The organism is Aliihoeflea sp. PC F10.4 (assembly GCF_054612275.1).
In genome coordinates this window covers 1,699,851-1,724,269 of sequence record NZ_JBTSWH010000001.1, presented here as the reverse complement: position 1 = coordinate 1,724,269, position 24,419 = coordinate 1,699,851, and the positions used below count along the sequence as shown (strand labels likewise).

Sequence of the window (24,419 nt, the reverse complement as noted above, 5' to 3'; positions counted from 1 at the left end):
CGATGGGCAAGGCCAAGGCTCCGCGCAGGCTTGCTGACAACGAGGCACGCGCCGTTCTGCGCACCATTCGTGTCAGCCCGCAGAAGCTCAACCTCGTTGCCGCTCTTATCCGCGGCAAGAAGGTGGGTACGGCGCTGAACGAACTCGAATTCTCGCGCAAGCGTATCGCTGAAACCGTCAGGAAGACGCTTCAGTCCGCGATTGCGAACGCCGAGAACAATCACGACCTTGACGTCGATGCTCTGGTGGTCGCCGAGGCCTATGTCGGCAAGTCCATCGTCATGAAGCGTTTCCACGCTCGTGGCCGCGGCCGTGCCTCGCGCATCGAGAAGCCTTTCTCGCACCTGACGATCGTCGTGCGCGAAGTTGAAGAAGTGGAGGCCGCATAATGGGTCAGAAAATCAATCCGGTTGGCTTCCGTCTCGGCATCAACCGCACTTGGGATTCGCGCTGGTACGCGAACACCGGCGAGTACGGCAAGCTGCTGCACGAAGACCTGAAGATCCGCTCGTATCTCGAGAAGGAACTGAAGCAGGCCGCCGTTTCGAAGATCGTGATCGAGCGTCCGCACAAGAAGTGCCGCGTGACGATCCACGCTGCTCGCCCGGGTCTGATCATCGGCAAGAAGGGCGCCGACATCGAGAAGCTTCGCAAGAAGCTCACCGAGATGACGAAGTCCGAGACGCACCTCAACATCGTCGAGGTTCGCAAGCCGGAGATCGACGCCAAGCTGGTCGCGCAGTCGATCGCACAGCAGCTCGAGCGCCGTGTTGCGTTCCGCCGCGCCATGAAGCGTGCCGTTCAGTCGGCGATGCGTCTGGGCGCCGAGGGCATCCGCATCAACTGCGCGGGTCGTCTGGGCGGTGCGGAAATCGCGCGTATGGAATGGTACCGTGAAGGCCGCGTGCCGCTGCATACGCTGCGCGCCGACGTCGATTACGGCACGGCCGAAGCGCAGACCGCTTATGGTATCTGCGGCGTGAAGGTCTGGGTGTTCAAGGGCGAGATCCTGGAGCACGACCCGATGGCTTCGGAACGCCGCGCCATCGAGGGCGATTCGCAAGGTGGCCAGGGCCGCCGTCGCGAAAACGCCTGAATGGCAAGATAGTTTTGGAGAATTAGAATGCTGCAGCCAAAGCGCACGAAGTTCCGCAAGCAGTTCAAGGGCCGTATCCACGGTACCGCGAAGGGCGGAACGGACTTGAATTTCGGCGGGTTCGGTCTGAAGGCGCTTGAGCCGAACCGGGTCACCGCCCGTGAGATCGAAGCTGCCCGCCGTGCCATCACGCGTCAGATGAAGCGTCAGGGCCGTGTCTGGATCCGCGTGTTCCCGGATGTTCCGGTCACGTCGAAGCCGACCGAAGTCCGCATGGGTAAGGGCAAGGGTTCGGTCGATTACTGGGCGTGCCGGGTCAAGCCTGGCCGCGTCATGTTCGAGATCGACGGCGTCCCGGAAGATATCGCTCGCGAGGCCCTGCGCCTCGGCGCTGCGAAGCTTTCGGTCCGCACACGCTTCATCCAGCGTATCGCAGAATAGGAAAGGGCTGATCATGAAGGCCGCTGATGTTCGGGCGAAGACGCTCGATGAGCTCAATGACGATCTGGCCAGCCTGAAGAAGGAGCAGTTCAACCTGCGCTTCCAGAAGGCGACCGGCCAGATCGAGAAAACCGCGCGCGTGAAGGAAGTCCGTCGGGACATCGCGCGTATCAAGACGATCGCGGCCGAGAAGGCTGCCGGCAAGAAGGCTTGAGGACAAGAATATGCCAAAGCGCATCATGCAGGGCACGGTCGTCTCGGACAAGAACGACAAGACGGTCGTGGTCAAGATCGAGCGTCGCTTCACCCATCCGGTGATGAAGAAGACCGTTCGCCAGACCAAGCGGTACAAGGCGCATGACGAGAACAACACCGCCAAGGTGGGTGATTTCGTCTTCATTCAGGAGTCGGCGCCGATCTCCAAGGACAAGAAATGGGTCGTGATCGAAAATCCGTCCCAGGCAGCTACGGCTGAATAAGAACAAAACTTGCTAATACCGGAGAGGGCGTATATGTGCCGCTCTCCGTATAATCAGAAGGCGGCCAGTCATGATTCAGATGCAAACAAACCTCGACGTGGCGGATAATTCCGGCGCACGTCGTGTCATGTGCATCAAGGTGCTGGGCGGCTCGAAGCGGAAATACGCTTCCGTGGGCGACATCATCGTCGTCTCGGTCAAGGAAGCTATTCCGCGCGGCCGCGTTAAGAAGGGTGATGTGATGAAGGCGGTCGTGGTTCGCACGGCCAAGGACATCCGTCGTCCGGACGGCAGCGTGATCCGTTTCGACAAGAACGCAGCCGTTCTCGTCGACAACAAGAAAGAGCCGGTGGGCACGCGTATCTTCGGTCCCGTTCCGCGCGAATTGCGCGCGAAGAACCACATGAAGATCATCTCGCTCGCACCGGAAGTGCTTTAAGGGGCCGGGAAAAATGCAGAAGATTCGTAAAGGCGACAAGGTCGTCATCCTGGCCGGCAAGGACAAGGGCCGTACCGGTGAAGTCGTGCAGGTGATGCCGAAGGAAGACAAGGCTGTCGTCCGTGGCATCAACATGATTGCGCGCCACCAGAAGCAGTCCGCTTCGCAGGAAGGCGGGATTATCCGTAAGGAAGCCCCCCTCCATCTGTCGAACATCGCGATCGCCGACCCCAAGGATTCCAAGCCGACCCGCGTCGGTTTCGAGTTCCGCGACGGCAAGAAGGTCCGCATCGCCAAGCGCTCCGGAGAAGTGATCAATGGCTGACGCAAAGTACGAGCCGAGGCTCAAGAAGCTCTACAACGAGACGATCCGCAAGGCGCTCCAGGAAGAGTTCAAATACGCCAACGAGATGATGATCCCACGTCTCGACAAGGTGGTCATCAACATGGGCGTCGGCGAAGCGACGGGCGACTCCAAGAAGCCTGCCGTTGCCGCCGAGGATCTCGCGCTGATCGCCGGCCAGAAGCCGGTCATCACGCGTGCCCGCAACTCGATCGCCGGCTTCAAGGTGCGCGAGGACATGCCGATCGGTACGAAGGTCACCCTTCGCCAGGACCGCATGTTCGACTTCATCGATCGTCTGGTGACGATCGCGCTGCCGCGCGTTCGCGACTTCCGGGGCTTGAACCCGAAGAGCTTCGACGGCCGTGGCAACTTCGCCATGGGCATCAAGGAGCACATCGTGTTCCCCGAGATCAATTACGACAAGGTCGACCAGATCTGGGGAATGGACATCATCGTTTGTACGACTGCCGCGACGGATGACGAGGCCCGAGCCCTGCTCAAGGCCCTCAACTTCCCGTTCCGCCAGTAACGGCAGCGAATAAAGGACAATCTGAAATGGCAAAGACCAGCTCAGTCGAGAAGAACCAGAAGCGCACGAAGCTTGTGAAGCGTTACGCCAACAAGCGTGCCGCGCTGAAGGAAGTCATCATGGACCAGGACCGTCCGATGGATGAGCGCTTCCGTGCGCAGCTCGAACTCGCCGCGCTTCCGCGCAATTCGTCGAAGACCCGCATCCGCAACCGCTGCGAAGTGACGGGCCGTCCGCGCGCCTACTACCGCAAGCTCAAGATGAGCCGCGTTGCGCTGCGCGAACTCGGCAACAACGGCCTGATCCCGGGCCTCGTCAAGTCCAGCTGGTAAGGAGGATTTGTTTCATGTCCATGAGTGATCCTCTCGGCGATATGCTGACCCGCATCCGCAACGCGTACGGCCGCAAGAAGACCAAGGTCTCGACGCCGGCATCGCGTCTGCGTGCCCGCGTTCTCGACGTCCTGAAGTCGGAAGGCTACATCCGCGACTACGCCCAGGTCGACTACGACAACGGCAAGTCGGAAATCGAGATCGAGCTGAAGTACTACGAAGGCCAGCCGGTGATCCGCGAAATCGCGCGTGTCTCCAAGCCGGGCCGCCGTGTCTACGCTTCGGTCAAGTCGATCCCGTCGGTTGCGAACGGCCTCGGCATCGCCATTCTCTCCACGCCCAAGGGCGTCATGGCGGACCATCAGGCTCGCGAAGAGAATGTCGGCGGCGAAGTGCTCTGCCAGATCTTCTGATCTGCATCACGAAACAAAGAAGAAGACGAGGACAACGATATGTCTCGTATTGGCAAGAAGCCGCTTTCGCTCCCGCAGGGCGTGACCGCGTCGGTCGACGGTCGTACCGTCACCGCCAAGGGTCCGAAGGGCGAACTGAAATTCGTCGTCAACGACGAAGTGCTGCTCAAGATGGAAGACGGCCAGATTTCGGTCTCTCCCAAGGATGAATCGAAGGACGCACGTTCCAAGTGGGGAATGTCGCGTACCCAGATCGAGAACATCCTGAACGGCGTGTCCAAGGGTTTCGAGCGTCGTCTCGAGATCACGGGTGTTGGTTACCGCGCCGCGCTGCAGGGCAAGAACCTGCAACTCGCGCTCGGTTTCAGCCATGACGTCGTCTACCAGACGCCTGAAGGCATCACCATCCAGGTGCCCAAGCCCACCGAGATTGTCGTGTCGGGCATTGACAAGCAGCAGGTTGGTCAGGTAGCAGCCGAAATCCGTGAATACAGGCCGCCGGAGCCCTACAAGGGCAAGGGTGTCCGCTATGCCGGCGAGCGCATCGTGCGCAAAGAAGGCAAGAAGAAGTAAATTTGAAACGCCACGGGGTGCGGTCGCGGGAAGCCATTCGGTTTACCGCATATGGCCGGCCCCGTTTTCCAAGGCAGGAATACGATCATGGCAAATACATCGGCAGCGCGCCGCGCTTTCCGCGTTCGCAAGCAGCTCAAGAAGGTCGCCGGCGAACGCCCGCGTCTTTCCGTTCACCGCACTTCGAAGAACATCTATGTGCAGGTGATCGACGACACCAACGGTAACACCATTGCCGCGGCTTCGACGCTTGAAAAGGACCTCAAGGGTTCGCTCAAGACCGGCGCGGACTCCGCAGCCGCAGCCGCCGTCGGCAAGCTTGTCGCCGAACGGGCCGTCAAGGCAGGCGTCAAGGACGTCATCTTCGACCGCGGACGCTTCCTCTACCACGGCCGCGTCAAGGCGCTGGCCGATGCGGCCCGCGAAGGCGGCCTGAACTTCTAAGCCGGACAGGGCGGGTTTCCCGCCCTCGTCCTTTTTGCAACCCGTGCTTCCGGAAAAGAACAAGGATAGGATATGGCACAGGATCGTAGGGAAGGTGGTCGCGGACGCGATCGCGAAGAGCGCGACGACGGTTTCGTCGACAAGCTCGTACACATCAACCGCGTCGCCAAGGTGGTGAAGGGCGGACGTCGCTTCGGCTTCGCCGCGCTCGTCGTCGTCGGCGACCAGAAGGGCCGCGTCGGCTTCGGCCACGGCAAGGCGCGCGAAGTGCCGGAGGCCATCCGCAAGGCGACCGAGAGCGCCAAACGCGAGATGATCTTCGTTCCGCTTCGCGACGGCCGCACGTTGCACCATGACGTTCATGGCCGCCACGGCGCCGGCAAGGTTCTGCTGCGCACCGCCAAGGCTGGTACGGGCATCATCGCGGGCGGCCCGATGCGCGCCGTCTTCGAGACGCTCGGCATGCATGATGTCGTCGCCAAGTCGATGGGTTCCTCGAACCCGTACAACATGGTTCGCGCCACGTTCGACGCCCTGAAGCACCAGCTTCACCCCAAGGACGTCGCCGCACAGCGCGGTATCAAGTACTCGACGCTCCAGGCACGTCGCGGCGCTGCCGTGTCGTCTGACGAATAGTCGGGCTAGGGAAGGATTGGTTTTATGGCCAAGAAGGCAAAGACGCTGACCGTCGAACAGATCGGCAGCCCCATTCGCCGTCCGGACGCCCAGCGCGCGACGCTCGTCGGACTCGGTTTGAACAAGATGCATCGCCGTCGTACCTTGGAGGACACTCCTTCGGTTCGCGGCATGATCGCCAAGGTGCAGCATCTCGTCCGCGTCGTGGACGAGGCGTAAGCAGGAGCGACGACAATGAAACTCAACGAACTTCATGATGTCGAAGGCGCGACCCATTCGCGCAAGCGCGTCGGCCGGGGCATCGGTTCCGGCAAGGGCAAGACCGGCGGCCGTGGTGTCAAGGGCCAGAGCTCACGCTCGGGTGTTGCCATCAACGGCTTCGAGGGCGGCCAGATGCCGATCTATCGTCGCCTGCCCAAGCGCGGCTTCAAGGTGCCGTTCGCCAAGGAATTCAACGAGATTTCCGTCGGCAAGGTGCAGGAAGCGATCGATTCGGGTCGTCTCGACGCCAAGGAAGCCGTCACGATCGACGCTCTGGTGAAGGCTGGCCTTATCCGCCGCGCCAAGGACGGCGTTCGTCTTCTGGGCAATGGCGAGATCAAGTCGAAGGTTTCCTTCGATATCGCTGGTGCGTCGAAGTCGGCTGTCGAGAAGGTCGAGAAGGCCGGCGGTTCCGTCAAGGTTCCGGAAAAGAAGGCCGCTGCGGAGTAATCCACGGCGACATCGTTTGATTGAAGCGGCGGCCTTGTGCCGCCGCTTGCATATTGTCGGGCGTGGCCTTATGTCCTGCCCTCTATGGCTTGAACCGACGGACAGTGCGTGACAGGTTTTCCGCGCGCCGGCTATTCCTCGGCTGATCCGCCTGCGTTCGGAGAGACTTTAATGGCATCTGCAGCAGAACAACTTGCCGCAAATCTGAATTTCGCGGCCTTCTCGAAGGCCGAAGACCTCAAAAAGCGAATCTGGTTCACGCTCGGCGCTCTGCTCGTCTACCGGCTCGGCACCTACATTCCGATGCCGGGTATCAATCCGGACGCTTTCGCGCAGGCATTCCAGCAACAGTCCGGCGGCGTGCTGGGCATGTTCAACATGTTTGCCGGCGGTGCCGTCGAGCGCATGGCGATCTTCGCGCTCGGCATTATGCCCTACATCTCCGCATCCATTATCATGCAGCTCATGACGGCAGTCGTGCCGACGCTCGAGCAGTTGAAGAAGGAAGGCGAGCAGGGTCGCAAGATCATCAACCAGTACACGCGCTACGGCACGGTTCTGCTGGCCACCGTACAGGCCTACGGCATCGCCGTTGGCCTTGAAGGTGGCGCGAACATCGTCACCGATCCGGGCTGGTTCTTCCGTATTTCCGCCGTCATCACGCTGGTCGGCGGCACGATGTTCCTGATGTGGCTTGGCGAGCAGATTACCGCGCGTGGCCTTGGTAACGGTATTTCGCTGATCATCTTCGCCGGCATTGTCGCGGGCCTCCCGTCCGCCATTTCCGGCACGCTGGAACTTGGCCGTGTCGGTCAGTTGTCGACGACGCTGATCGTTGCCGTCCTCGTTCTCGCGGTCGTTCTGATCGGGGTGATCGTCTTCTTCGAGCGCGCCCAGCGCAGGCTTCTGATCCAGTATCCGAAGCGCCAGGTCGGGAACCGCATGTTCCAGGGCGATACCTCGCATCTGCCGCTGAAACTGAACACGGCGGGCGTCATTCCGGCGATCTTCGCGTCCTCGCTTCTGCTTCTGCCGGCGACTGCTGCTGGCTTCTCCGACACGACGAACATGCCCCCATGGGCAAATTCGGTTCTGGCGGCGCTCGGGCACGGTCAGCCGCTTTACATGGTGCTTTATGCGGCGCTGATCGGCTTCTTCGCGTTCTTCTACACGGCCATCGTCTTCAATCCGAAGGACACCGCCGATCAGTTGAAGAAGCATTCGGGCTTCATCCCGGGCTATCGCCCCGGCGAGCGGACGGCTGAATATATCGACTATGTGCTGACTCGCATTACGACGGTCGGTGCTGCTTATCTGATCCTGGTCTGCCTTGTGCCGGAATTCCTGATCTCGGCCACCGGCGTGCCGTTCTATCTCGGCGGAACGTCGCTGCTGATCGTCGTCAGCGTCACGCTGGATACAGTTGCGCAGATGCAGGGCCACCTCATTGCCCATCAGTATGAAGGGCTGATCAAGAAGTCGAAGCTCCGGGGGGCAAGAGGGGACGATGAGACTTATACTGCTGGGACCGCCGGGAGCGGGGAAGGGGACGCAGGCGCAAAGGCTGGTCGAAAAGCACGGCATTCCGCAGCTTTCCACGGGGGACATGCTGCGTGCCGCCGTGGCGAACGGAACCGATGTCGGCCGCCGTGCCAAGGCGATCATGGATGCGGGCCAGCTCGTCTCCGACGACGTGGTCAACCAGATCGTATCCGACAGGATCGATGAGCCGGATTGCCGGAAGGGGTTCATCCTCGACGGCTTTCCGCGCACGGTTGCGCAAGCCGAGGCGCTTTCCGCGATGCTCGGTGAAAAGGGCCAGAAGCTCGACGGAGTGATCGAGCTGAAGGTCGACGAATCGGCATTGGTCGAGCGCATGAAAAAGCGCGTCGCCGACACGATCGCTGCTGGCGGTACGGTTCGCGCGGACGATAACGCCGATTCGTTTTCGAAACGCCTCGAAGAATATCGCCAGAAGACGGCGCCGCTGTCGGCACACTACCGGCAGACGGGCGAACTCGTGACGATCGACGGCATGCAGGACATGGATACCGTCACCCGCGAGATCGAGGATATTCTCGCCAAGGCCGACTGAATTCAACGCGTTTCCATGCGGGGTTGACCCGCACGGCGACTTGCCCTATAGCGGCGCGTCTTCCCAATTCATGAACGGGGCGCGCTGCTTCAGCATTGGACCGAAAGGTGGAATCCGGTTTTCGGATAATCCAATGCTCGGTTCAGGCGCATGTGCCCCTCATGGTGCAGGAAAATGCCCGCATGGGCCGGTCTCCACCGGACGCGGGGAAACAAGAACGTCGGTAAGCCGACATGACATGGAGAAGAAGATGGCCCGTATAGCTGGCGTCAACATTCCGACCAATAAGCGCGTGATCATCGCGCTTCAGTACATTCACGGCATCGGCGCGAAGTTCGCATCCGAGATCGTCGAGAAGGTCGGCATCCCGCTCGACCGCCGCGTCAACCAGTTGACCGATGCGGAAGTCCTGCAGATCCGCGAGACGATCGACCGCGATTATCAGGTCGAAGGCGACCTACGCCGCGAAGTCTCGATGAACATCAAGCGTCTGATGGACCTCGGCTGCTACCGCGGCCTGCGTCACCGTCGTTCGCTGCCGGTTCGCGGTCAGCGCACGCACACCAACGCCCGCACCCGCAAGGGCCCGGCGAAGGCGATTGCCGGTAAGAAGAAGTAATTTAGGGAAGCGGGGAATAGGGAGTAGGGAAAAGCGCAATTTCCCTTCCTCTCGTTCCATTCTTCCCTTTCTGGTGGAGCCGCTGGAATTACGGCGGCGACGAGATCATTTGAAAGGACTACCATGGCCAAGGAAGCCGGACGCATTCGCCGCCGCGAACGCAAGAACATTTCGACGGGCATCGCGCACGTCAACTCGACGTTCAACAACACGATGATCACCATCACCGATGCGCAGGGCAACGCGATTGCCTGGTCGTCGGCCGGTGCGCAGGGCTTCAAGGGTTCGCGCAAGTCGACCCCGTTCGCCGCTCAGATCGCTGCCGAAGATTGCGCCAAGAAGGCGCAGGAGCACGGCATGCGCACGCTAGAAGTTGAAGTTTGCGGTCCAGGTTCCGGTCGTGAATCGGCGCTGCGCGCTCTTCAGGCTGCGGGTTTCATGATCACGTCGATCCGCGATGTGACGCCGATCCCGCACAATGGCTGCCGCCCGCGCAAGAAGCGCCGCGTCTAACAGTTCACACATCGCATGAGCGCCGGTTCTTCGGCGCTCCTCTGTGATTTCCAGTATTGCCCGTCACGAATGGATTGTGTCGGGGAGACGGAAGGAAAATCGAATGATCCAGAAAAACTGGCAGGAACTCATCAAGCCCAATAAGGTCGAGTTCAAGTCCAAGGGCCGCACGAACACGACGCTCGTCGCCGAACCGCTCGAGCGTGGCTTCGGCCTGACGCTCGGCAACGCGCTTCGCCGCGTGCTCCTGTCGTCGCTTCGCGGCGCGGCCGTCACGGCCGTCCAGATCGACGGCGTTCTGCACGAGTTCTCGTCGATCCCGGGTGTCCGCGAGGACGTGACCGATATCGTTCTCAACATCAAGGAAATCGCCATCCGCATGGAAGGCGAGGGTCCCAAGCGCATGGTCGTGCGCAAGCAGGGTCCGGGCGTCGTTCTCGCTGGCGACATCCAGACCGTTGGCGATGTCGAGATCCTGAACCCCGATCACGTGATCTGCACGCTCGATGAGGGCTCCGAGATCCGCATGGAGTTCACCGTCGACGCAGGCAAGGGCTACGTGCCGGCAGAGCGCAACCGCGCCGAAGATGCGCCGATCGGCCTTATCCCGGTCGATTCGCTTTATTCGCCGGTCCGCAAGGTCTCCTACAAGGTTGAGAATACCCGTGAGGGCCAGGTTCTCGACTACGACAAGCTGACCATGCAGATCGAGACCGACGGTTCGATTTCCGGTGAAGACGCGGTGGCTTTTGCTGCCCGCATCCTTCAGGACCAGCTCGGCCTCTTCGTCAATTTCGAAGAGCCGCAGAAGGAAGTCGCTTCCGAGCAGGTCACCGAGTTGGCGTTCAACCCGGCCCTTCTGAAGAAGGTCGACGAACTCGAGCTTTCGGTTCGTTCGGCCAACTGCCTGAAGAACGACAACATCGTCTATATCGGCGACCTGATCCAGAAGACGGAGGCGGAAATGCTCCGCACGCCGAATTTCGGACGCAAGTCGTTGAATGAGATCAAGGAAGTTCTCGCCTCGATGGGTCTCCATCTTGGCATGGAGGTGAGCGACTGGCCGCCGGAGAACATCGACGATCTCGCCAAGCGCTATGAAGATCAGTATTGAGGCTTGATGCCTCGCATCAAATGTGAAGGAGCAAGCTCATGCGCCACGGAAATTCCGGCCGTAAGCTGAACCGTACCGCCAGCCACCGCAAGGCGATGTTCGCCAACATGGCAGCATCTCTTATCGAACACGAGCAGATCGTGACGACTCTCCCGAAGGCGAAGGAACTTCGCCCGATCGTGGAAAAGCTCGTCACGCTCGGCAAGCGCGGTGATCTGCACGCACGTCGTCAGGTTATCTCGTCCACCCGTTCGGAGGCCGCCGCAAAGCGCCTCTTCGACGACATCGCGCCGCGTTATGCAGACCGTCACGGCGGCTATCTGCGTATCATGAAGGCCGGTTTCCGCCACGGTGACAACGCGCCGATGGCAGTCATCGAGTTCGTCGAGCGCGACGTCGACGCCAAGGGCGCAGCTGACCGCGCCCGCGTTGAGGCCGAGCAGGCCAGCGAGAGCGAAGCCGCATAAAAACGGTTCTCGACTATCGGATTTAAAAGGGCGCTTTCGGGCGCCCTTTTTGCGTTTATCAGATCGGTCCTTTGAAGATGAAGAACGCACCCGCACAGATCAGCGCAAAGCCGACGACGTGATTCAGGGTTATGCTCTCACCGAGATAAAAGACCGAGAACACCGCGAAGATCGTAAGGGTGAGCACCTCCTGGATCGTCTTCAATTCGGCGACCGAATAGACGCCATGGCCGATCCTGTTAGCAGGCACTGCGAAGCAATATTCCGCGAAGGCGATCAGCCAGCTTATGCCGATGACGGCGAGAAGCGGTGCGCTCGGATATTTGAGATGCCCGTACCAGGCGAACGTCATGAAAACGTTCGAGACGGCAAGAAGCAGGATCGGCAGGATGTAGGGCAGGGACATGGGCAAGCGTTCCAGCGAAAGAGGAAATGCTCATATCGCCATGACCGGTCGCCGCGCCAGAAAATTCGGTTCTAGAAGAGTTGCAGGCCCTTCATACTGACATGACCGCTCTTGCCGATAATGATGTGGTCATGCACCGAGATACCAAGCGGCTTGGCCGCCTTCGCGATCGTATTGGTCATGTCGATATCCGCACGGGAGGGCGTCGGATCGCCGGAAGGATGATTGTGGACCATCCATATGGTCCGCATAACGTGTTGATTTATATGATCTACTTCGCTTAGAGGTGCCGAATGGTTCCGGGGATTGGGGGCGGTTCGCGATGACCGAGCGTGACGATCACGGCTGATCATACGTGCGCTCTTCGAGGCCCTTTGATGCACGGCACTGGACCTTATTCTTTTCGTCCCACGCATCAAGCTCATCGAGGGGATAAAGCACAGCTTTGCCAATTTTCACGTAGGACGGTCCGAGACGCATCGCGCGCCAATTTCGAAGAGTCCCGACTGAAATGCCGCCACGGTAGCGTTCAGCCACCTCGTCAGGGGTAAGGAATTTGCTATCTGACACTATCGCCTCCTTCGGCTGCACGATCCAGGCCGTCCCGCCGCGTCTTCAGTTGATCGTAGCGGTAGTCTCCTCAGGCCGCTTTCGGGCTTGTATTTGAGTGCCCGGAATCGGTGCCTCACGCTTCCGCACGGACATACATGCTGCGTCATTCACAGCCGTGGAAGGTGTTCCGGGCAGGTGTCGGAGAAACGGATAGCGTAGGGGGCACATAGGCGGGTTCGGCCGCGATGCCTTCGCCAGCGCCCGGCGCCGGTCAGATGCAGGCCGCGTCCGTCAAGTTGGTGTAATTTCGGGTGTGGTTCCGGGCCGTCATGATCAGGCGGCTCTGGGTGTAATTTGAAGTGTGGTTTCCTCCTCGACTATCGATGGATTCAGCTCGGCCATCGCCTCGACCTGCATGTATCGGCTGAGCAGCTGCCATTCGTCGTTGGCTTCGAGCAGGACCGCGCCGATGAGCCGGACGATGCTGTCCTCGTTGGGAAAGATGCCGACGACATCGGCGCGGCGCTTCACCTCCTTGTTCAGCCGCTCCAGCGGATTCGTCGAATGTAATTTCGTGCGGTGCTGCGCGGGGAAGGCCATGTAGGCCAGCACGTCGGCCTCGGCGTTGTCCATGAAGGTGCCGAGCCTGGGCCATCTGACGCGGAGCTGGTCGGCGACATGCCGCCAGGTCTGGACGGCATTGTCATGGTCGGGCTGGATGAAGGCCTGGCGGATCGCGGCGGCGACCATGGTGTGCTGGCCCTTGGGAACGTAGGCCAGCGCGTTGCGCATTGCATGAACGCGGCACCTTTGCCATGTCGCGCTGAGGATGCGGGTGATGGCGGCCTTCAGCCCTTCATGAGCATCGGAGATCACCAGTTTGACGCCGGTGAGGCCCCGGCGCACCAGATCGCGCAGGAAGCTCGTCCAGAACGGCTCGGCTTCGGAGGGGCCGATATGCAGGCCGACGATTTCCCTTTTCCCGTCCGTGTTGACTGCCACCGCGATTATCGCCGCCACCGATACAATGCGCCCGCCCTCGCGCACCTTCAGATAGGTGGCGTCGAGCCATAGATATGGCCAGTCGCCGGAAAGGGGGCGCTTGAGGAAGGCGTTCACCCGCTCGTCGATGTCCTTGCAGAGCTTGGAAACGGAGGATTTGGAGATGCCCGTCATGCCCATCGCCTGCACCAGTTCATCGACCTTGCGCGTCGAGACACCGTTGATCCACGCCTCCTGGATCACGGCGACCAGCGCCTTCTCCACCATCTTCCTCGGCTCCAGGAAGCCGGGAAAGTAGGCTCCCTGCCGCATCTTCGGTATCTTCAGGTTCAGCGTGCCGAGCCGGGTGTCGAGCGAGCGGTCGCGGTAGCCGTTGCGCCATGTCTGGCGGCCGTCACCACGTTCATAGCGGCCAGCGCCGATCAGACCGTCAACGTCGGCTTCCATGATCAGTTGCAGCACGCTTTCGGCAATCGCTCGCAGAAAATCACTGTCGCCGCTCTTCGCGGCAAGCTCGGCAAGGGGTAATCTATCGTCGGTCATCGGGGTTCCTTTCGGTCTGGTTGAAGCTTTGCAACTCCACCTTCTCCGACAGGCCCGGTGCCCACCTTGCGCTCAACGAATACGGCAGCCCATTCTCCACCGCCGTTTCCACCTCAATGCGCCTCCGAAATTACACCATCTGCGCGGACGCTACCCAGATGCTGCGCTATGGAATTGTGGGCCGTTCCGGTGGGGACTTTGTAGCGGGTGTGCGGGCGAGGAAAGAAACGCCTTTTGTCCAAATATGAGGCTCGGCCCAGCCGCTACCCCGTCCTGTGATAAGCCATCTATGTTGGACTAGCCATCGCGTTCACCGAGCATACGGTGCTGGCTCGGGGGAAGGATGCCTAAGCGCTCTTTCAGGCTATCTGGGCAGAGCAAACGCTGAATAGTGCTGTCGAATATACGCCAGCTTCGGATCAATGTAGCGCTGACAGAAAGGCCTACTCGGATCGGTTCGATAGTAGTTCTGGTAGCGCGCATCCGACGCCTTAAAGCCTGCAAACGATAGCACCAAGGTGTGCACTGTCTCGCTAGACTCTTCGCCCAAGCGGGCAACCGCTTGCTCAGCTTCATGTCGCTGGCTCTCTTCAAATATGTAAATTGCACTGCGGTATTTGCTTTGGAGCGAACGGGCTCGAGTGGCGGAGTGCGTCCTGAGATGGACCTCGGACAGCGTCGTCAATCCAATGACCGTGGGATCGAAGGTGACGATCACCCCCTCCGCCCAGGTGTCTGCCGGCGCCATCGATTGTAGAAAACCCTGGTCGACCTGCGTGACGCCGCGCAACGCTTGGAAAACACCCTCGGTGCACCAGTGGCAGCCTCCACCAAAGCCGACCTTTGCCATCCTCAACTCCTACGCAAAGGCACAACGGCTGGGCCGGACTTATCGAGCTGGCGGACGAACGCGATGATCCGCTGTCCGACATCGTCCGCCATTTCTACATGAGGGTAGTGCCCGGCGCCCGCAACAATCATGGTTTCGGCATTGAGCCTCGAAGCCAAGCTCCGAGCTTCTTCGACGGGGTCCGGGAAGTCTGGATCCTTCGAGCCCATCACGATGAGGCTCGGCACGGAGACTTCGTCTAGGATCGCTGCGGTGTCAGACTTCGACAATGACAGCATCTTCAAGAGAGCCTGCATGCGTTTTGGCTCTCGGAGGTTTGCGGCGATTGCCGCTTTCACTTCAGCATGATCCGGTGCCGGCTTCGTCGGAAAAAGGCTGCTCCAGTACGTGGTCCAGAACCAAGTACGCCACGGGCCTGCGCATCCGAGCGAGAGGACAAGTTTCTGGATCGTCTTGAGGGGAAGATCGCGGACAATCGGCCCGAGCAGCACCACCCCGTTGACGAGGCCAGGAGACTCCCTGGCAGCCCAGAGCGCAGACCCGGCCGCGAACGAGTTGCCCATGATCGTGGCTGGACCGGCACCCAACTGTTGGAGGATGGAGATGGCGTCACGGCTGACCGCTCGCGCAGAGTAGTCCGGCCACTCGGCCGACGATTCTCCGAACCCGCGGACGTCCATCGTCACCACTCGGCATCCCGCATGCTGCAGCATAGGCTTCACGAGGCGGTACTCGGATCGCAAGTCGCCCATTCCCGGAATTCCGATGACGACAGGTCCGGTTCCGCCCGTGTCGTCGAAGGCTATCCTACCACTCTCTGTCTCCATAAACTGGGTCTGCGCATCGTTAGACGCCATGAAACGATCCGATCCGTTGAGCAGCAATCCTATCGGCTGACTTCGAAAAGAAACCACGCACGGCGTTCCGCCTCGTCGGTCCAGGTATCGATCAGGCCGGAGGTCGCATTGTCCTTCGCCTGGTCGGCGACGTCCTTTGCGCGACGCAGCGACTCGACCATGTGAAGATTATCAGCGCGCAATTCCGCCAGCATGTCCTGAGGCGTGACGAACTCCGCGTCGTTGTCCTTGATCGTCTGGTGGCGGGCGATATCGCCGATCGATCGGATGGTCGTATTACCGGTCTTCCGGGCGCGCTCAGCCATAGCATCGGTAGCAGCGAGGATCTCCGCAGCTTGCTCGTCGAGAAGCAGGTGGTAGTCCCTGAAGTACGGGCCCGAGACATGCCAGTGAAAGTTCTTGGTCTTGAGGTAGACCGCATAGCTGTTCGCCAAAATGATCTTCAGCGCATCCGCGACCGTCATGGTCGCGCTTTCGTCCAGGTCAGATGGTGAAGGCGCGGTTTCAGCACTGGAGTCTGTCATCGCTTGGACTTCCTCAATGATGGCTTGCACAAGAGACCAGCGCCGATTCTTTCGCACGCTAAGGTACAGAAAATGAATTTACCTCAGGACGAAGTCCAATGACCTGTAACTATAGTTTCGATAGTTCAGGCGACCAGAAAGGAGCCTAGGCTCAGGACCCATTGATGTGATGTGCTCGATCTGATTCAGGCTCTGCAAGGAGACTGGATATGAGCGACCTCTATTGGCTGACGGACGAGCAGATGGCGCGGCTGCAGCCGCACTTCCCCAAGAGCCACGGCAAGCCCAGGGTGGATGATCGTCGGGTGTTGAGCGGGATCATCTTCGTCAACCGCAACGGGCTTCGCTGGCGTGATGCGCCGCCGGTCTATGGCCCACACAAGACGCTGTACAATCGCTGGAAGCGTTGGAGCGAGGCCGGGGTCTTCATCCGGATGATGGAGGGACTGTCCGGCGCTCAGGCCGAACGGCGCACCCTCATGATCGACGCGACCTATCTCAAGGCGCACCGTACGGCTTCGAGCCTCGCGGTAAAAAAGGGGGTCTTGGGCGGCTCATCGGACGCACCAAAGGCGGCATGAACACCAAGCTTCACGCCGTAACCGATGCGAACGGACGCCCCATCAGCCTGTTCATGACGGCAGGCCAAGTCAGCGACTACACCGGTGCTGCGGCCCTGCTGGACAGCCTTCCCAAGGCCCAATGGCTGTTGGGCGACCGGGGCTATGACGCGGACTGGTTCAGGGATGCCCTGGAGGCCAAGGGCATCACGCCCTGCATCCCCGGTCGGAAATCCCGGACTGTGCCTGTCCGTTACGACAAGCGCCGGTACAAAAGCCGAAACCGCATCGAAATCATGTTCGGCCGACTGAAAGACTGGCGGCGCGTCGCCACCCGCTACGATCGATGCCCGACCGTCTTCCTCTCCGCCATCGCCCTCGCAGCTACCGTGCTCTTCTGGCTATGAGTCCTGAGCCTAGGGGCCCAGGTTCGCGCCCATCACGGTCACGGCGTTTAGCGGTGAAGCCAAGCTCATGCGTCCGGTCGAAAGCTGAGCACGAATGCCACGACCTTTTCTGCAGACATCTCACACGGCTTGAGTGAAGCCTTGCCCGCTGAGACGCGGTACAGGTTGAAGCTGATGATGTCGGTTCCAGCCAGCTCTCGGGCAAAAAGGCTGTTACGTCGGCCATCTTTGGAGCGGCGGACTGTAACGCCGAAGCGCCGGGCTTTGTAAGTGCCCTCGCTATATCCGTCCGGTAGCCTAGCGAAAGCCGTATCGAATTCTTTCTCCTCCATTTCACGTCACTGGTGGCCGTTCGATGGCGAGTAGCTGGTCGAGCCCGCCTCTGGCATCGAGGGCATGGAGTTCGTCAGACCCGCCCACATGCGTGCCGTTGATGAATATCTGCGGCACGGTGCTTCGACCTGAGACGTCGATCATCGCTTTTCGGTTTTCCGCACTAGCCTCGATGTCGACTTCCGTGAACGCCACCCCCTTTTTTGTAAGCAGCGCTTTCGCTCGGCGGCAGTATGGGCACCAACTCGTGACATAGAGGAGGACCTCTGGCTTCATTTTGCATCTCCAATCGTTGACGCGTGACGTGAGTCCTTCGCGGCAGAACCTAAGTATCACCGCGACTCTCGAACGGCTGGGAGCGAGGGCGCAAAACTACGTGACGGCTGATTTGAGGAAGGCCGCAAGATCCAGGTCATCACGCAGCCATTTTCCTGACCGCATCCAGCACCCGGTCTTGCCGGTATGGCTTGGAAAAGAATGGAATATCCGGTGGGACAACAGCCTCTTCCGGCCACGGCCTTCCGGACGTGATTATGATCTGAATGGTCGGCCATTTGTTTCGAATACGGATGGCCAGCATGATGCCGTCGATGCCGCCCGGCATGTCCACGTCGGTGAAGACGACCCGGATGTCGCGCCGTTCTTCCAAAGCCACGAGCGCAGCAGAGGCATCTGATGCTTCCAGCACTTCGAAGCCGGCTTCTTCAATCATGTCCGATGCAAAGAGACGGAGAAGTGGCTCATCTTCCACGACAAGCACCACTGGTTTATTCATTCCACACACGTACTCCATCAAGCCTGGACCAACTGGCGCATAGAGGCATGCAGGTCCGCCGCGAGGCCTTCTGGATCGAAGCGAAGATCGACGCCACCAGTACCGACCAAACCGATGCTGATTAGCTTTGAGCCGAAGCCTTTACGCGTCGGCGGCACAACGGGAGGTCCGCCCTGCTCTCGCCACTCGATCTTCAGCAGATCGCCGTCCTGGCTGTCTTCGACGCCCCAAGACAGCGACACCTTCCCATAGTCGTTCGTCAGAGCGCCGTACTTGCAGGCGTTCGTTAGAAGTTCGTGCACGATGAGGGAAAAGGACAGCGCCGCTCTTGGCCCTAGCGCCACGGGCAATCCGGCCATTCTAACCCGATCCGAAAATCCGATCGCTTCTATGACGGTCGCCGCAACAGCTTGGAGATCAGCCTGTGTCCAGCTTGTCTGGAGCAGGGCGTCGTGTGCTGCGCTCAATGCCATCAGCCGGCCCTCGAAGGCGTAAACAGCATCGCGGTCGGTGACGGTTCGCAAGGTTTGGCTCGCGATAGCCTGAACCATGGTGAGCGTATTCTTCAGGCGATGCGCGATTTCACCATTTACGATGTGCTGGCGCTGCTCGGCACGATGCCGAGCGACCCCTGCCTCAAGTCGGTCTGCAGCGCTCCGCAAGAATGCAATCTCTTCGGCGGGCCAGAGCCGGGGGGTGCCGCAATGCACAAAGAAAACGGCAATTGTCTTGCCCTGATCGCGCACTGGCATGTCGATCACTGCGCGAATACCAATTCGCAACGCGCCATCGAGATTGTGCAGCGCGCGCTCGTCAGACAGGGCGTCCCTAACTATCAGAGGGTCGCCATCGACGAGTGGCTTGTGCAAACTCCCAAACTCGTCAAGCCGGTGTCGACCGGCGATGCTCATCACACCCGGTGCGGTCCAGTGTGTTTCAACGTTGATCGTCTCGACGTCATGGTCGACGGTTCCAAACCCGGCTCGGTCCGTGGCGAGGGTCCGACCAACGATGGCAGAGGTGCCAGACGTCATCTCCTCTGTGCCGCTACTGCTGCGGATTACCTCACCGATCTCAACAAGAGCAGTCTGGAGTTCAGTTAGGCGCTCGCTAGCCTTGGCGATCCGACGCAGTTCGAGATTCTCGCTGGCGAGACGGGCAAGCGCCTGGAGCATCGCCCTTTCCATCTCGCTCAGCCCTGCCGGCCGCGGAGCGGTATCGATAACACACAGCCGACCGACTACCGCCCCGGATCGAAGGACAAGCGGCGCGCCAGCATATGCCCTGAAGTGCTTCTCGCCGGTGACAAGTGGATTGCGTTTCGTTCGCGCATCGGCTGTCAAATCGACGATCTCTAGGAGGTCGCCTTTGTCGATGTCGATCCGACAGACCGAATGTTCGATATCCGTCTCGCACACGTCGAGCCCGTACTTGGCCTTGAACCATTGTCGGTCGGTGTCGAGAAGCGTGATCAGAGCGATAGGAACGCCACAGGCCTTAGCCGCAACGAACACGAGATCGTCGAAGGACTGCTCGTCCGGTGTGTCGAGAACCATGAGTTCAGCAAGCGCCTTCGCTCGCTGAACCGCCCCCGCGTCGGCCGCACTGGCGCTCAGGCTCAGCACGTCAATGTCCTTGCACGCGAGGCGGCCACTGCCCGCCCGATGTCCCAGCCTCACGCGTCACTGCAGCATCGCCACCTTCGACGATGAGGACAATCTTGCCTTGAATATGACCCGCCTCAGCACGCTCGTGGGCGGCAGCCGCTTCCGAGAGGGGGTACGTGCTATCGACCGCGACGCGAACGGTCCCGCTGTCCAGCAATCGGCCTAACTCGGCGAGTTGGGCTCCGTTGGATCGTACCTGTGTTGCAGAGACCGTAACGCCAAGGTTAGCGGCTTCATCGTGTCCCGCGAAGCCAAGCGGAAAGATTGGAAAAAGCGCGCCGCCGCGACGTATCGAACGCAAGAAGCGACTGGCTGTCGGGCCACCTACTGCATCGACGACGAGGTCCACCTCGCGCACCGAGTCTTCCGCCTTGATTTTCGTGTAGTCGATGAATTCGTCTGCGCCGAGATCGCGCAGAAATGTCTCGTGTCGGCCTGACGCAATAGCTATCACGCGCGCGCCCTTGTGTTTTGCTAACTGCAGTGCGAGGTGACCGACACCGCCGCCGGCGCCATTGATCATGACGCTTTTGCCTTCCAACGGGACCGGGTCGTGCCTCCCGGGCTGCAGGGGATTGGGTTCGCTATGACCCAGCTCTATCAGGTACTGCCACGCGGTCAGTCCCGACATCGGCGCTGCAGCGGCATGAACATGGTCGAGGCCGCGAGGTTTTAGCGCCAGATCTGATGCCGGTGCCGAAACGTACTCTGCGTATCCCAGGCTTTCGCCAAAACTTGGGAATCGGATCATTCCAAAAACTTCGTCACCCGGTGAAAACGCTGTGACATCCGGGGCGACAGCCTCAACGATCCCGGACACGTCCGAGCCGGGTATGGCCGGCAACTCGATCGGCGGTCTCCACTCGGGGGGCAGCGCCTTGTACCCTTCTCTGAGATACCAATCCGGAGGATTGAGGCCAGCCGCATGCACTCGGACGAGAACCTCGCCTGGCCTGACGGCGGGCTTTGGAGCATCCTCATAGCGGAGTACGCCGGGAGCACCGAATTCGTGGAAGCGGATTGCCTTCATCAATATCCTCCGGTCAAACGCGTTCAAGAAGAGCAACGGTGCCCTGGCCGCCGTCAGCGCAGATGCTGACGATCCCGCGCGACCCCACCGGCAGGGCCCACAGTTCCTTCACCGCTTGGCTAAGATCGCGCGCGCCGGTCGCCCCGAAGGGATGTCCGATGGCTACCGAACCGCCATTGGGGTTGACCCGAGTCCAATCGAACTCGCCCATGGCGGCCTCGACGCCGGCCTTTTCGCGTACCCAATCCGGATCGGCGATGGCCGCGACATTGGCCAACACCTGGGCGGCGAACGCTTCGTGGATCTCCCACAGAGCGATGTCGGAGAAGCCGAGGCGATGCCGCGCGAGCAAGCGCGGTATCCCGTAGGAAGGCGCCATCAGGAGCCCTTCCGTATGGAGGTCGACTGCCGACACTTCGTAGTCGACGAGCCGCGCGAAAGGCGTACCGGCGGGGAGTCTCCTCAGACCCGCGTCGTTGGCAACCCAGCAGCCGGCCGCTCCATCGGTGATGGGGGAACTGTTGCCGGCCGTCAGGCTGCCCTGTCCGCTCTCCCGATCGAAGGCTGGCTTTAGGGCGGCGAGGCGCTCGGCAGACGTATCTGCTCGCGGGTTCGCGTCGCGCGCCAGCTCCGGCAGAGAGGTGACAAGGTCGTCGAAGAAGCCGTTGTCCCAGCCGGCGACGGCTCGCTGGTGGCTCTTTAGAGCCCAGTCGTCCTGTGCTTCGCGCGAGACACGCCAAGCTTTGGCGGTCTCCTCCATGTGATCGCCCATCGTCCGACCGGTGATGCGGTTGGCCCACCCCTTGGTTGGAAGCACGAAGTCGTGCGGCGTCAGCGATTGCAGCGCCGAAAGTGCCGCGGCCGGATCCTGCCCGAACAGATCGGTCAGTCGCTTGGATGCTTCTGCGGTTAAGGCAAGCGATGGCCTGCTCATGACCTCTGCGCCGCCGACCATTGTCAGGTCGGTCCCGCCACCAAGCAGTCCTGCCGCAGCGAAGGTTGCAGTCATGCTGGTCGAGCACGCTAGGACAACGGAGAACGCGGGGATGCTGGGGTTGAGCTTGGCGTCCAGCCAAACTTCCCGAGCGATGTTGCTCCATCCCAGGTTGGGTATGACGGTTCCCCAAACAGCCAGGTCGGGCTCCGCAAGATTCGCCATCGCCTGGACCACAGGCACTGATAACGAGACCGCGTCGTAGTTGGCCAACGCCCCGCTACCTCGGCCGAAGGGTGTCCGTAGCCCAGCCGCTACGAAAACAGGTTCAGCAAAGCGGCTCATACTGATCTCCCGGACATCGAAAGTTGAAAAAGAATGAGCGTGGGCGCTTCGCTGCGTTTAACCACCATAACGCTCAGTCTTGATGATGGAGGGGTCCAGGCCTGCCGAGAGCGCACCATCCGTTGCGATGGTGACGAAGCCGTTGGAGCCGCAGACGAAGACCTGCGAAGGGTTTCGGCCGAGACGGGAGATTGTCTCCTTGACCATCAAGCTGTCGATGCGCCGATCAAAGTCCGACGCGCGCATGGGCGCCTCGCGGGTTATCGCCAGCGCCAAGCTGAATGCCGGGTCGTCCGTTTCAATTGTGTGCAGTTCCCTCGAGAACAGCACGTCTTGGGCGGTCCGCGCCGACAGGAGCAGCGCAACCGGGACCGACTGCGCTAGGGATCGGCGCTGGCGGATCATCGCCATCAGCGGCACCACGCCGGAGCCCGCTCCCATCAGTAGGACTGGCTCGTCAGCGGGCTCCGGCCATAGGAAATGGCCACCGAGCGGTCCGCGGAGTTCGATCTCGTCGCCGGTTGCTGCGATATCATGGAAGAACGGTGAGACCTCGCCATCGTGAAGGCGCTCGATGGCGAGTTCGAGGATCGGAGATGAAGCGGGCGACGAGGCGATCGAATAGCTTCGCATCGCGGTGTAGCCGTCCGGCGCGGTCAGACGGACATCGACATGCTGGCCCGCGACATGAGTGAACGGGTTCCCCAACCGCAGGAAGAAGCTCTTGATACTCGGAGTCTGTTGGACGATTCCGTCGATGAAGCAGGACTGCCACGATGCGGGTTGCGCGCCGATCTCAGTCATGGGTGTATCTTTGCTCGCGCCAAGGATCGCCGTAGATGTGGTAACCACGCAGCTCCCAGAAGCCGGCTTCATCGCGCGTTGTGAATTGCAGCGCGTTCACCCACTTTGCGGACTTCCAGAAGTATAGGTGGGGAACGAGGAGGCGCGCCGGTCCTCCATGGTCGCGCGGAAGCGGCTGGCCCTCATAGTTCAGAGCGACCATCGCCTTCCCCGACAACATGTCGGCCAAGGGAACATTCGTCGAATACCCATCGTAGCAATGCGCCAAGACGAATTCGGTTGGCCGCTCAATCCCTGCTGCCGCAAGGATGTCCTCGATGAGCACGCCTTCCCATGCAGTATCGAGCTTGGACCAGGACGTCACACAGTGAATGTCTTTGGTCACCTTCGTCTTGGGCAGCGCGTTGAACTCGCCCCAATTCCAGACCTTAATGGGTCTCGGGCCGATCTTGACCGTGAACTTCCAGTCGGATGTCTCAATGCGCGGCGTCGGTCCCGCTGTCAGAACCGGAAAATTCTCAACGAGGTGCTGACCAGGCGGAACTCGGTTCGAGTGGTCGCCGCCTGAGCCGCGGCCCGTAAAACCTCTGGTGACCATGCCCAACCCCCTTGCTTGTCACGACAGACCGAAACCGGGTTCATCACAGACTATTAGGAGCAAGAACGTAGCGTAAGCAAAGGTCATGCTTTCCGATAGGTCGGATATTAGATCACCGGTGTTCGTTGCAGTATTAAGATGATTTCGCCCACTATGAGTTACGACGATTGCCTAGATACTATAGAGGCATATCGCCAAGTTTGACCAATGCCTGTTCGCTATAGTTTCGATAGCTTCGTAGAATAGTCGAGGGAGCGCTGAGGCGAGAGGCGGCCCAGCGTCGGCCAAGGGTATAGAAACTATGCTGAGCAGCTATTGGAATTGTCTATCATAACAATTCATAGTCGTGGCTGCCGAAATCCTGGTTTTCTGAGGCATAGTTCGAAAGAAATCCCGATCTTATCGATCAAGAGACCTCAAGACGAACAGCGCAGATACGTGCAGCAGTTCGTCTGTCGCCGCCATCACCGGCCAGACATGGCCTGCTGCATTGAGGTTGGAGAAATCGGTGAGAGAGACCGGACCGCAAGCGCCCGAGCTTCGTGTGCAGCATTGGATCGGCGAGGATGGACACCGCCTCGATGCGTCCATCAAGCTTTCAGACATCGGTCCCGGGCCGAAGATTCTGTTCGCATTCCAGCACTGGTGCCGTGGCTGCCATCTGCATGGCTTTCCCACGCTTCAAAGGTTGCATGGGGCGTTGGAATCCAGGGGCGTCGGGTTTGCCGTCATCCAAACCGTCTTCGAAGGCGCCCAAGAGAATACGTTCGAAAAATTGCGCGTCAATCAGCTTCAGTACGGCCTACCTGTCGCCTTCGGTCACGACGAGCCACTGCCAGGCGCACCGTTCCCAACGTTTATGGGGGATTACCACACCCGGGGAACGCCGTGGTTCGTGGTGATCGATGCCGATGGTCACATTGTCTTTTCTGACTTTCATCTCGATGCGGATCGTCTTGTGGCAGAATTCGAGCGGGCGTGATCT

General features: G+C 60.3%; 36 protein-coding genes and 2 pseudogenes. 23 read left to right on the top strand and 15 right to left on the bottom strand.

The features are described 5' to 3' along the window. Positions 1-2: 2 nt before the first annotated feature. The 21 genes and pseudogenes from rplV to rplQ all read left to right on the top strand — a co-directional run bounded on the left by rplV (position 3) and on the right by rplQ (position 11,247). The gene (gene rplV, locus ACX82Z_RS08690; RefSeq protein ID WP_252910751.1) at positions 3-389 is read left to right on the top strand and encodes a 50S ribosomal protein L22; all 387 of its coding nucleotides are present in this window, start codon (positions 3-5) and stop codon (positions 387-389) included. After that, complete coding sequence (gene rpsC / locus ACX82Z_RS08685; protein ID WP_459587971.1) at positions 389-1,096, top strand: 30S ribosomal protein S3; 708 nt, start codon at positions 389-391, stop codon at positions 1,094-1,096. The genes rplV and rpsC overlap by 1 nt, the downstream gene beginning before the upstream one ends. Before the next feature lie 27 nt (positions 1,097-1,123). Beyond that, positions 1,124-1,537 (top strand): 50S ribosomal protein L16, encoded by a 414-nt coding sequence (rplP, locus tag ACX82Z_RS08680; RefSeq protein WP_459587969.1) that lies wholly within the window; start codon positions 1,124-1,126, stop codon positions 1,535-1,537. Positions 1,538-1,550: 13 nt separating this feature from the next. Beyond that, positions 1,551-1,751 carry a 50S ribosomal protein L29 gene (gene rpmC / locus ACX82Z_RS08675; RefSeq protein ID WP_252910754.1) on the top strand — a complete coding sequence of 67 codons (201 nt, stop codon included), beginning with the start codon at positions 1,551-1,553 and terminating at the stop codon, positions 1,749-1,751. A 10-nt stretch (positions 1,752-1,761) separates the two neighbouring features. After that, complete coding sequence (rpsQ, locus tag ACX82Z_RS08670; protein WP_459587967.1) at positions 1,762-2,016, top strand: 30S ribosomal protein S17; 255 nt, start codon at positions 1,762-1,764, stop codon at positions 2,014-2,016. A gap of 70 nt (positions 2,017-2,086) precedes the next feature. Further along, positions 2,087-2,455 (top strand): 50S ribosomal protein L14, encoded by a 369-nt coding sequence (gene rplN, locus ACX82Z_RS08665; RefSeq protein WP_024585433.1) that lies wholly within the window; start codon positions 2,087-2,089, stop codon positions 2,453-2,455. Between the two features lie 13 nt (positions 2,456-2,468). Then, entirely contained in the window at positions 2,469-2,780 is a 312-nt protein-coding gene (gene rplX, locus ACX82Z_RS08660) for a 50S ribosomal protein L24 (protein WP_252910756.1), read from the top strand. Then, positions 2,773-3,330 (top strand): 50S ribosomal protein L5, encoded by a 558-nt coding sequence (gene rplE / locus ACX82Z_RS08655; protein ID WP_459587964.1) that lies wholly within the window; start codon positions 2,773-2,775, stop codon positions 3,328-3,330. The genes rplX and rplE overlap by 8 nt, the downstream gene beginning before the upstream one ends. Before the next feature lie 26 nt (positions 3,331-3,356). Beyond that, a complete protein-coding gene (gene rpsN, locus ACX82Z_RS08650) occupies positions 3,357-3,662 on the top strand; it encodes a 30S ribosomal protein S14 (RefSeq protein ID WP_459587962.1) in 306 nt (101 codons plus the stop codon). Between the two features lie 14 nt (positions 3,663-3,676). Further along, the gene (rpsH, locus tag ACX82Z_RS08645; protein ID WP_459587961.1) at positions 3,677-4,075 is read left to right on the top strand and encodes a 30S ribosomal protein S8; all 399 of its coding nucleotides are present in this window, start codon (positions 3,677-3,679) and stop codon (positions 4,073-4,075) included. A gap of 39 nt (positions 4,076-4,114) precedes the next feature. Next, positions 4,115-4,648, top strand: a complete 534-nt coding sequence (rplF, locus tag ACX82Z_RS08640) for a 50S ribosomal protein L6 (RefSeq protein WP_459587959.1) — start codon at positions 4,115-4,117, stop codon at positions 4,646-4,648. Positions 4,649-4,735: 87 nt separating this feature from the next. Continuing rightward, positions 4,736-5,092 (top strand): 50S ribosomal protein L18, encoded by a 357-nt coding sequence (gene rplR / locus ACX82Z_RS08635; RefSeq protein ID WP_459587957.1) that lies wholly within the window; start codon positions 4,736-4,738, stop codon positions 5,090-5,092. 72 nt (positions 5,093-5,164) lie between these two features. After that, positions 5,165-5,728, top strand: coding sequence for a 30S ribosomal protein S5 (gene rpsE, locus ACX82Z_RS08630; protein WP_252910762.1), 564 nt, complete (start codon positions 5,165-5,167; stop codon positions 5,726-5,728). A 24-nt stretch (positions 5,729-5,752) separates the two neighbouring features. After that, complete coding sequence (gene rpmD, locus ACX82Z_RS08625) at positions 5,753-5,947, top strand: 50S ribosomal protein L30 (protein ID WP_024585441.1); 195 nt, start codon at positions 5,753-5,755, stop codon at positions 5,945-5,947. Between the two features lie 15 nt (positions 5,948-5,962). Beyond that, positions 5,963-6,439, top strand: a complete 477-nt coding sequence (rplO, locus tag ACX82Z_RS08620) for a 50S ribosomal protein L15 (protein WP_459587955.1) — start codon at positions 5,963-5,965, stop codon at positions 6,437-6,439. A 171-nt stretch (positions 6,440-6,610) separates the two neighbouring features. Continuing rightward, positions 6,611-7,939: pseudogene (gene secY / locus ACX82Z_RS08615) on the top strand (preprotein translocase subunit SecY); the annotation flags it as partial. A gap of 7 nt (positions 7,940-7,946) precedes the next feature. Further along, positions 7,947-8,534 (top strand): adenylate kinase, encoded by a 588-nt coding sequence (locus ACX82Z_RS08610; RefSeq protein ID WP_459587953.1) that lies wholly within the window; start codon positions 7,947-7,949, stop codon positions 8,532-8,534. A 250-nt stretch (positions 8,535-8,784) separates the two neighbouring features. Beyond that, positions 8,785-9,153, top strand: coding sequence for a 30S ribosomal protein S13 (rpsM, locus tag ACX82Z_RS08605; protein ID WP_148913227.1), 369 nt, complete (start codon positions 8,785-8,787; stop codon positions 9,151-9,153). A gap of 123 nt (positions 9,154-9,276) precedes the next feature. Next, a complete protein-coding gene (gene rpsK / locus ACX82Z_RS08600) occupies positions 9,277-9,666 on the top strand; it encodes a 30S ribosomal protein S11 (RefSeq protein WP_459587951.1) in 390 nt (129 codons plus the stop codon). A gap of 103 nt (positions 9,667-9,769) precedes the next feature. Continuing rightward, positions 9,770-10,780: a DNA-directed RNA polymerase subunit alpha gene (locus ACX82Z_RS08595; protein WP_459587949.1), complete on the top strand. Its 1,011-nt coding sequence runs from the start codon at positions 9,770-9,772 to the stop codon at positions 10,778-10,780. 38 nt (positions 10,781-10,818) lie between these two features. After that, entirely contained in the window at positions 10,819-11,247 is a 429-nt protein-coding gene (gene rplQ, locus ACX82Z_RS08590; RefSeq protein ID WP_459587948.1) for a 50S ribosomal protein L17, read from the top strand. A gap of 58 nt (positions 11,248-11,305) precedes the next feature. Here the strand turns inward: rplQ and ACX82Z_RS08585 are convergent, their stop codons facing one another. The 7 genes and pseudogenes from ACX82Z_RS08585 to ACX82Z_RS08555 form a co-directional block, all read right to left on the bottom strand. Beyond that, positions 11,306-11,653 (bottom strand): DMT family protein, encoded by a 348-nt coding sequence (locus ACX82Z_RS08585; protein WP_459587946.1) that lies wholly within the window; start codon positions 11,651-11,653, stop codon positions 11,306-11,308. 71 nt (positions 11,654-11,724) lie between these two features. Further along, positions 11,725-11,889, bottom strand: a pseudogene (locus ACX82Z_RS08580) (JAB domain-containing protein); the annotation flags it as partial. Between the two features lie 103 nt (positions 11,890-11,992). Then, positions 11,993-12,223 (bottom strand): helix-turn-helix transcriptional regulator, encoded by a 231-nt coding sequence (locus ACX82Z_RS08575; RefSeq protein ID WP_037520594.1) that lies wholly within the window; start codon positions 12,221-12,223, stop codon positions 11,993-11,995. Between the two features lie 315 nt (positions 12,224-12,538). Further along, positions 12,539-13,750, bottom strand: a complete 1,212-nt coding sequence (locus tag ACX82Z_RS08570; protein ID WP_459587944.1) for an IS256 family transposase — start codon at positions 13,748-13,750, stop codon at positions 12,539-12,541. Positions 13,751-14,114: 364 nt separating this feature from the next. Further along, positions 14,115-14,600 (bottom strand): peptide-methionine (S)-S-oxide reductase, encoded by a 486-nt coding sequence (locus ACX82Z_RS08565; RefSeq protein WP_037520593.1) that lies wholly within the window; start codon positions 14,598-14,600, stop codon positions 14,115-14,117. A gap of 2 nt (positions 14,601-14,602) precedes the next feature. Next, complete coding sequence (locus ACX82Z_RS08560; RefSeq protein ID WP_051886777.1) at positions 14,603-15,457, bottom strand: alpha/beta fold hydrolase; 855 nt, start codon at positions 15,455-15,457, stop codon at positions 14,603-14,605. A 29-nt stretch (positions 15,458-15,486) separates the two neighbouring features. Beyond that, positions 15,487-15,981 (bottom strand): Dps family protein, encoded by a 495-nt coding sequence (locus ACX82Z_RS08555; RefSeq protein WP_037520728.1) that lies wholly within the window; start codon positions 15,979-15,981, stop codon positions 15,487-15,489. A 209-nt stretch (positions 15,982-16,190) separates the two neighbouring features. On the opposite strand from ACX82Z_RS08555, the gene ACX82Z_RS08550 reads away from it, so the two are divergent. After that, positions 16,191-16,948 (top strand): IS5 family transposase gene (locus ACX82Z_RS08550; protein ID WP_088582593.1). Its coding sequence is split into 2 segments (ribosomal slippage): positions 16,191-16,512 and positions 16,512-16,948, totalling 759 coding nucleotides; the frame shifts between segments, so codons are not numbered across the junction. Between the two features lie 65 nt (positions 16,949-17,013). On the opposite strand, the gene ACX82Z_RS08545 is transcribed toward ACX82Z_RS08550, so the two are convergent. The 8 genes from ACX82Z_RS08545 to ACX82Z_RS08510 form a co-directional block, all read right to left on the bottom strand. Further along, positions 17,014-17,280 carry a hypothetical protein gene (locus ACX82Z_RS08545; RefSeq protein ID WP_037520592.1) on the bottom strand — a complete coding sequence of 89 codons (267 nt, stop codon included), beginning with the start codon at positions 17,278-17,280 and terminating at the stop codon, positions 17,014-17,016. 1 nt (position 17,281) lies between these two features. Further along, positions 17,282-17,557 carry a glutaredoxin 3 gene (gene grxC / locus ACX82Z_RS08540; RefSeq protein WP_037520591.1) on the bottom strand — a complete coding sequence of 92 codons (276 nt, stop codon included), beginning with the start codon at positions 17,555-17,557 and terminating at the stop codon, positions 17,282-17,284. A 139-nt stretch (positions 17,558-17,696) separates the two neighbouring features. Next, positions 17,697-18,056, bottom strand: a complete 360-nt coding sequence (locus ACX82Z_RS08535; RefSeq protein ID WP_037520727.1) for a response regulator — start codon at positions 18,054-18,056, stop codon at positions 17,697-17,699. Positions 18,057-18,073: 17 nt separating this feature from the next. Continuing rightward, entirely contained in the window at positions 18,074-19,681 is a 1,608-nt protein-coding gene (locus tag ACX82Z_RS08530; RefSeq protein ID WP_051886776.1) for a sensor histidine kinase, read from the bottom strand. Position 19,682: 1 nt separating this feature from the next. Continuing rightward, a complete protein-coding gene (locus ACX82Z_RS08525; RefSeq protein WP_051886774.1) occupies positions 19,683-20,753 on the bottom strand; it encodes an NADP-dependent oxidoreductase in 1,071 nt (356 codons plus the stop codon). A gap of 13 nt (positions 20,754-20,766) precedes the next feature. Beyond that, positions 20,767-22,032 carry an acetyl-CoA C-acyltransferase gene (locus ACX82Z_RS08520; RefSeq protein WP_038303931.1) on the bottom strand — a complete coding sequence of 422 codons (1,266 nt, stop codon included), beginning with the start codon at positions 22,030-22,032 and terminating at the stop codon, positions 20,767-20,769. A 57-nt stretch (positions 22,033-22,089) separates the two neighbouring features. Further along, the gene (locus ACX82Z_RS08515; RefSeq protein WP_037520589.1) at positions 22,090-22,836 is read right to left on the bottom strand and encodes a ferredoxin reductase; all 747 of its coding nucleotides are present in this window, start codon (positions 22,834-22,836) and stop codon (positions 22,090-22,092) included. Beyond that, a complete protein-coding gene (locus tag ACX82Z_RS08510) occupies positions 22,829-23,434 on the bottom strand; it encodes a sulfite oxidase-like oxidoreductase (protein ID WP_037520588.1) in 606 nt (201 codons plus the stop codon). Before ACX82Z_RS08510 ends, ACX82Z_RS08515 begins: the two co-directional genes overlap by 8 nt. A 508-nt stretch (positions 23,435-23,942) precedes the next feature. Between ACX82Z_RS08510 and ACX82Z_RS08505 the strand changes: the two genes are divergently transcribed. After that, complete coding sequence (locus tag ACX82Z_RS08505; RefSeq protein WP_037520721.1) at positions 23,943-24,416, top strand: TlpA family protein disulfide reductase; 474 nt, start codon at positions 23,943-23,945, stop codon at positions 24,414-24,416. Positions 24,417-24,419: the final 3 nt, after the last annotated feature.

What these genes read in the sequence shown, in the direction of transcription:
- rplV (WP_252910751.1), top strand. Translation starts at nt 3, where the DNA reads ATGGGCAAGGCCAAGGCTCCGCGCAGGCTTGCTGACAACGAGGCACGC.
- rpsC (WP_459587971.1), top strand. Translation starts at nt 389, where the DNA reads ATGGGTCAGAAAATCAATCCGGTTGGCTTCCGTCTCGGCATCAACCGC.
- rplP (WP_459587969.1), top strand. Translation starts at nt 1,124, where the DNA reads ATGCTGCAGCCAAAGCGCACGAAGTTCCGCAAGCAGTTCAAGGGCCGT.
- rpmC (WP_252910754.1), top strand. Translation starts at nt 1,551, where the DNA reads ATGAAGGCCGCTGATGTTCGGGCGAAGACGCTCGATGAGCTCAATGAC.
- rpsQ (WP_459587967.1), top strand. Translation starts at nt 1,762, where the DNA reads ATGCCAAAGCGCATCATGCAGGGCACGGTCGTCTCGGACAAGAACGAC.
- rplN (WP_024585433.1), top strand. Translation starts at nt 2,087, where the DNA reads ATGATTCAGATGCAAACAAACCTCGACGTGGCGGATAATTCCGGCGCA.
- rplX (WP_252910756.1), top strand. Translation starts at nt 2,469, where the DNA reads ATGCAGAAGATTCGTAAAGGCGACAAGGTCGTCATCCTGGCCGGCAAG.
- rplE (WP_459587964.1), top strand. Translation starts at nt 2,773, where the DNA reads ATGGCTGACGCAAAGTACGAGCCGAGGCTCAAGAAGCTCTACAACGAG.
- rpsN (WP_459587962.1), top strand. Translation starts at nt 3,357, where the DNA reads ATGGCAAAGACCAGCTCAGTCGAGAAGAACCAGAAGCGCACGAAGCTT.
- rpsH (WP_459587961.1), top strand. Translation starts at nt 3,677, where the DNA reads ATGTCCATGAGTGATCCTCTCGGCGATATGCTGACCCGCATCCGCAAC.
- rplF (WP_459587959.1), top strand. Translation starts at nt 4,115, where the DNA reads ATGTCTCGTATTGGCAAGAAGCCGCTTTCGCTCCCGCAGGGCGTGACC.
- rplR (WP_459587957.1), top strand. Translation starts at nt 4,736, where the DNA reads ATGGCAAATACATCGGCAGCGCGCCGCGCTTTCCGCGTTCGCAAGCAG.
- rpsE (WP_252910762.1), top strand. Translation starts at nt 5,165, where the DNA reads ATGGCACAGGATCGTAGGGAAGGTGGTCGCGGACGCGATCGCGAAGAG.
- rpmD (WP_024585441.1), top strand. Translation starts at nt 5,753, where the DNA reads ATGGCCAAGAAGGCAAAGACGCTGACCGTCGAACAGATCGGCAGCCCC.
- rplO (WP_459587955.1), top strand. Translation starts at nt 5,963, where the DNA reads ATGAAACTCAACGAACTTCATGATGTCGAAGGCGCGACCCATTCGCGC.
- ACX82Z_RS08610 (WP_459587953.1), top strand. Translation starts at nt 7,947, where the DNA reads ATGAGACTTATACTGCTGGGACCGCCGGGAGCGGGGAAGGGGACGCAG.
- rpsM (WP_148913227.1), top strand. Translation starts at nt 8,785, where the DNA reads ATGGCCCGTATAGCTGGCGTCAACATTCCGACCAATAAGCGCGTGATC.
- rpsK (WP_459587951.1), top strand. Translation starts at nt 9,277, where the DNA reads ATGGCCAAGGAAGCCGGACGCATTCGCCGCCGCGAACGCAAGAACATT.
- ACX82Z_RS08595 (WP_459587949.1), top strand. Translation starts at nt 9,770, where the DNA reads ATGATCCAGAAAAACTGGCAGGAACTCATCAAGCCCAATAAGGTCGAG.
- rplQ (WP_459587948.1), top strand. Translation starts at nt 10,819, where the DNA reads ATGCGCCACGGAAATTCCGGCCGTAAGCTGAACCGTACCGCCAGCCAC.
- ACX82Z_RS08585 (WP_459587946.1), bottom strand. Translation starts at nt 11,653, where the DNA reads ATGTCCCTGCCCTACATCCTGCCGATCCTGCTTCTTGCCGTCTCGAAC.
- ACX82Z_RS08570 (WP_459587944.1), bottom strand. Translation starts at nt 13,750, where the DNA reads ATGACCGACGATAGATTACCCCTTGCCGAGCTTGCCGCGAAGAGCGGC.
- ACX82Z_RS08565 (WP_037520593.1), bottom strand. Translation starts at nt 14,600, where the DNA reads ATGGCAAAGGTCGGCTTTGGTGGAGGCTGCCACTGGTGCACCGAGGGT.
- ACX82Z_RS08560 (WP_051886777.1), bottom strand. Translation starts at nt 15,457, where the DNA reads ATGGCGTCTAACGATGCGCAGACCCAGTTTATGGAGACAGAGAGTGGT.
- ACX82Z_RS08555 (WP_037520728.1), bottom strand. Translation starts at nt 15,981, where the DNA reads ATGACAGACTCCAGTGCTGAAACCGCGCCTTCACCATCTGACCTGGAC.
- ACX82Z_RS08545 (WP_037520592.1), bottom strand. Translation starts at nt 17,280, where the DNA reads ATGGAGGAGAAAGAATTCGATACGGCTTTCGCTAGGCTACCGGACGGA.
- grxC (WP_037520591.1), bottom strand. Translation starts at nt 17,557, where the DNA reads ATGAAGCCAGAGGTCCTCCTCTATGTCACGAGTTGGTGCCCATACTGC.
- ACX82Z_RS08535 (WP_037520727.1), bottom strand. Translation starts at nt 18,056, where the DNA reads ATGAATAAACCAGTGGTGCTTGTCGTGGAAGATGAGCCACTTCTCCGT.
- ACX82Z_RS08525 (WP_051886774.1), bottom strand. Translation starts at nt 20,753, where the DNA reads ATGAAGGCAATCCGCTTCCACGAATTCGGTGCTCCCGGCGTACTCCGC.
- ACX82Z_RS08520 (WP_038303931.1), bottom strand. Translation starts at nt 22,032, where the DNA reads ATGAGCCGCTTTGCTGAACCTGTTTTCGTAGCGGCTGGGCTACGGACA.
- ACX82Z_RS08515 (WP_037520589.1), bottom strand. Translation starts at nt 22,836, where the DNA reads ATGACTGAGATCGGCGCGCAACCCGCATCGTGGCAGTCCTGCTTCATC.
- ACX82Z_RS08510 (WP_037520588.1), bottom strand. Translation starts at nt 23,434, where the DNA reads ATGGTCACCAGAGGTTTTACGGGCCGCGGCTCAGGCGGCGACCACTCG.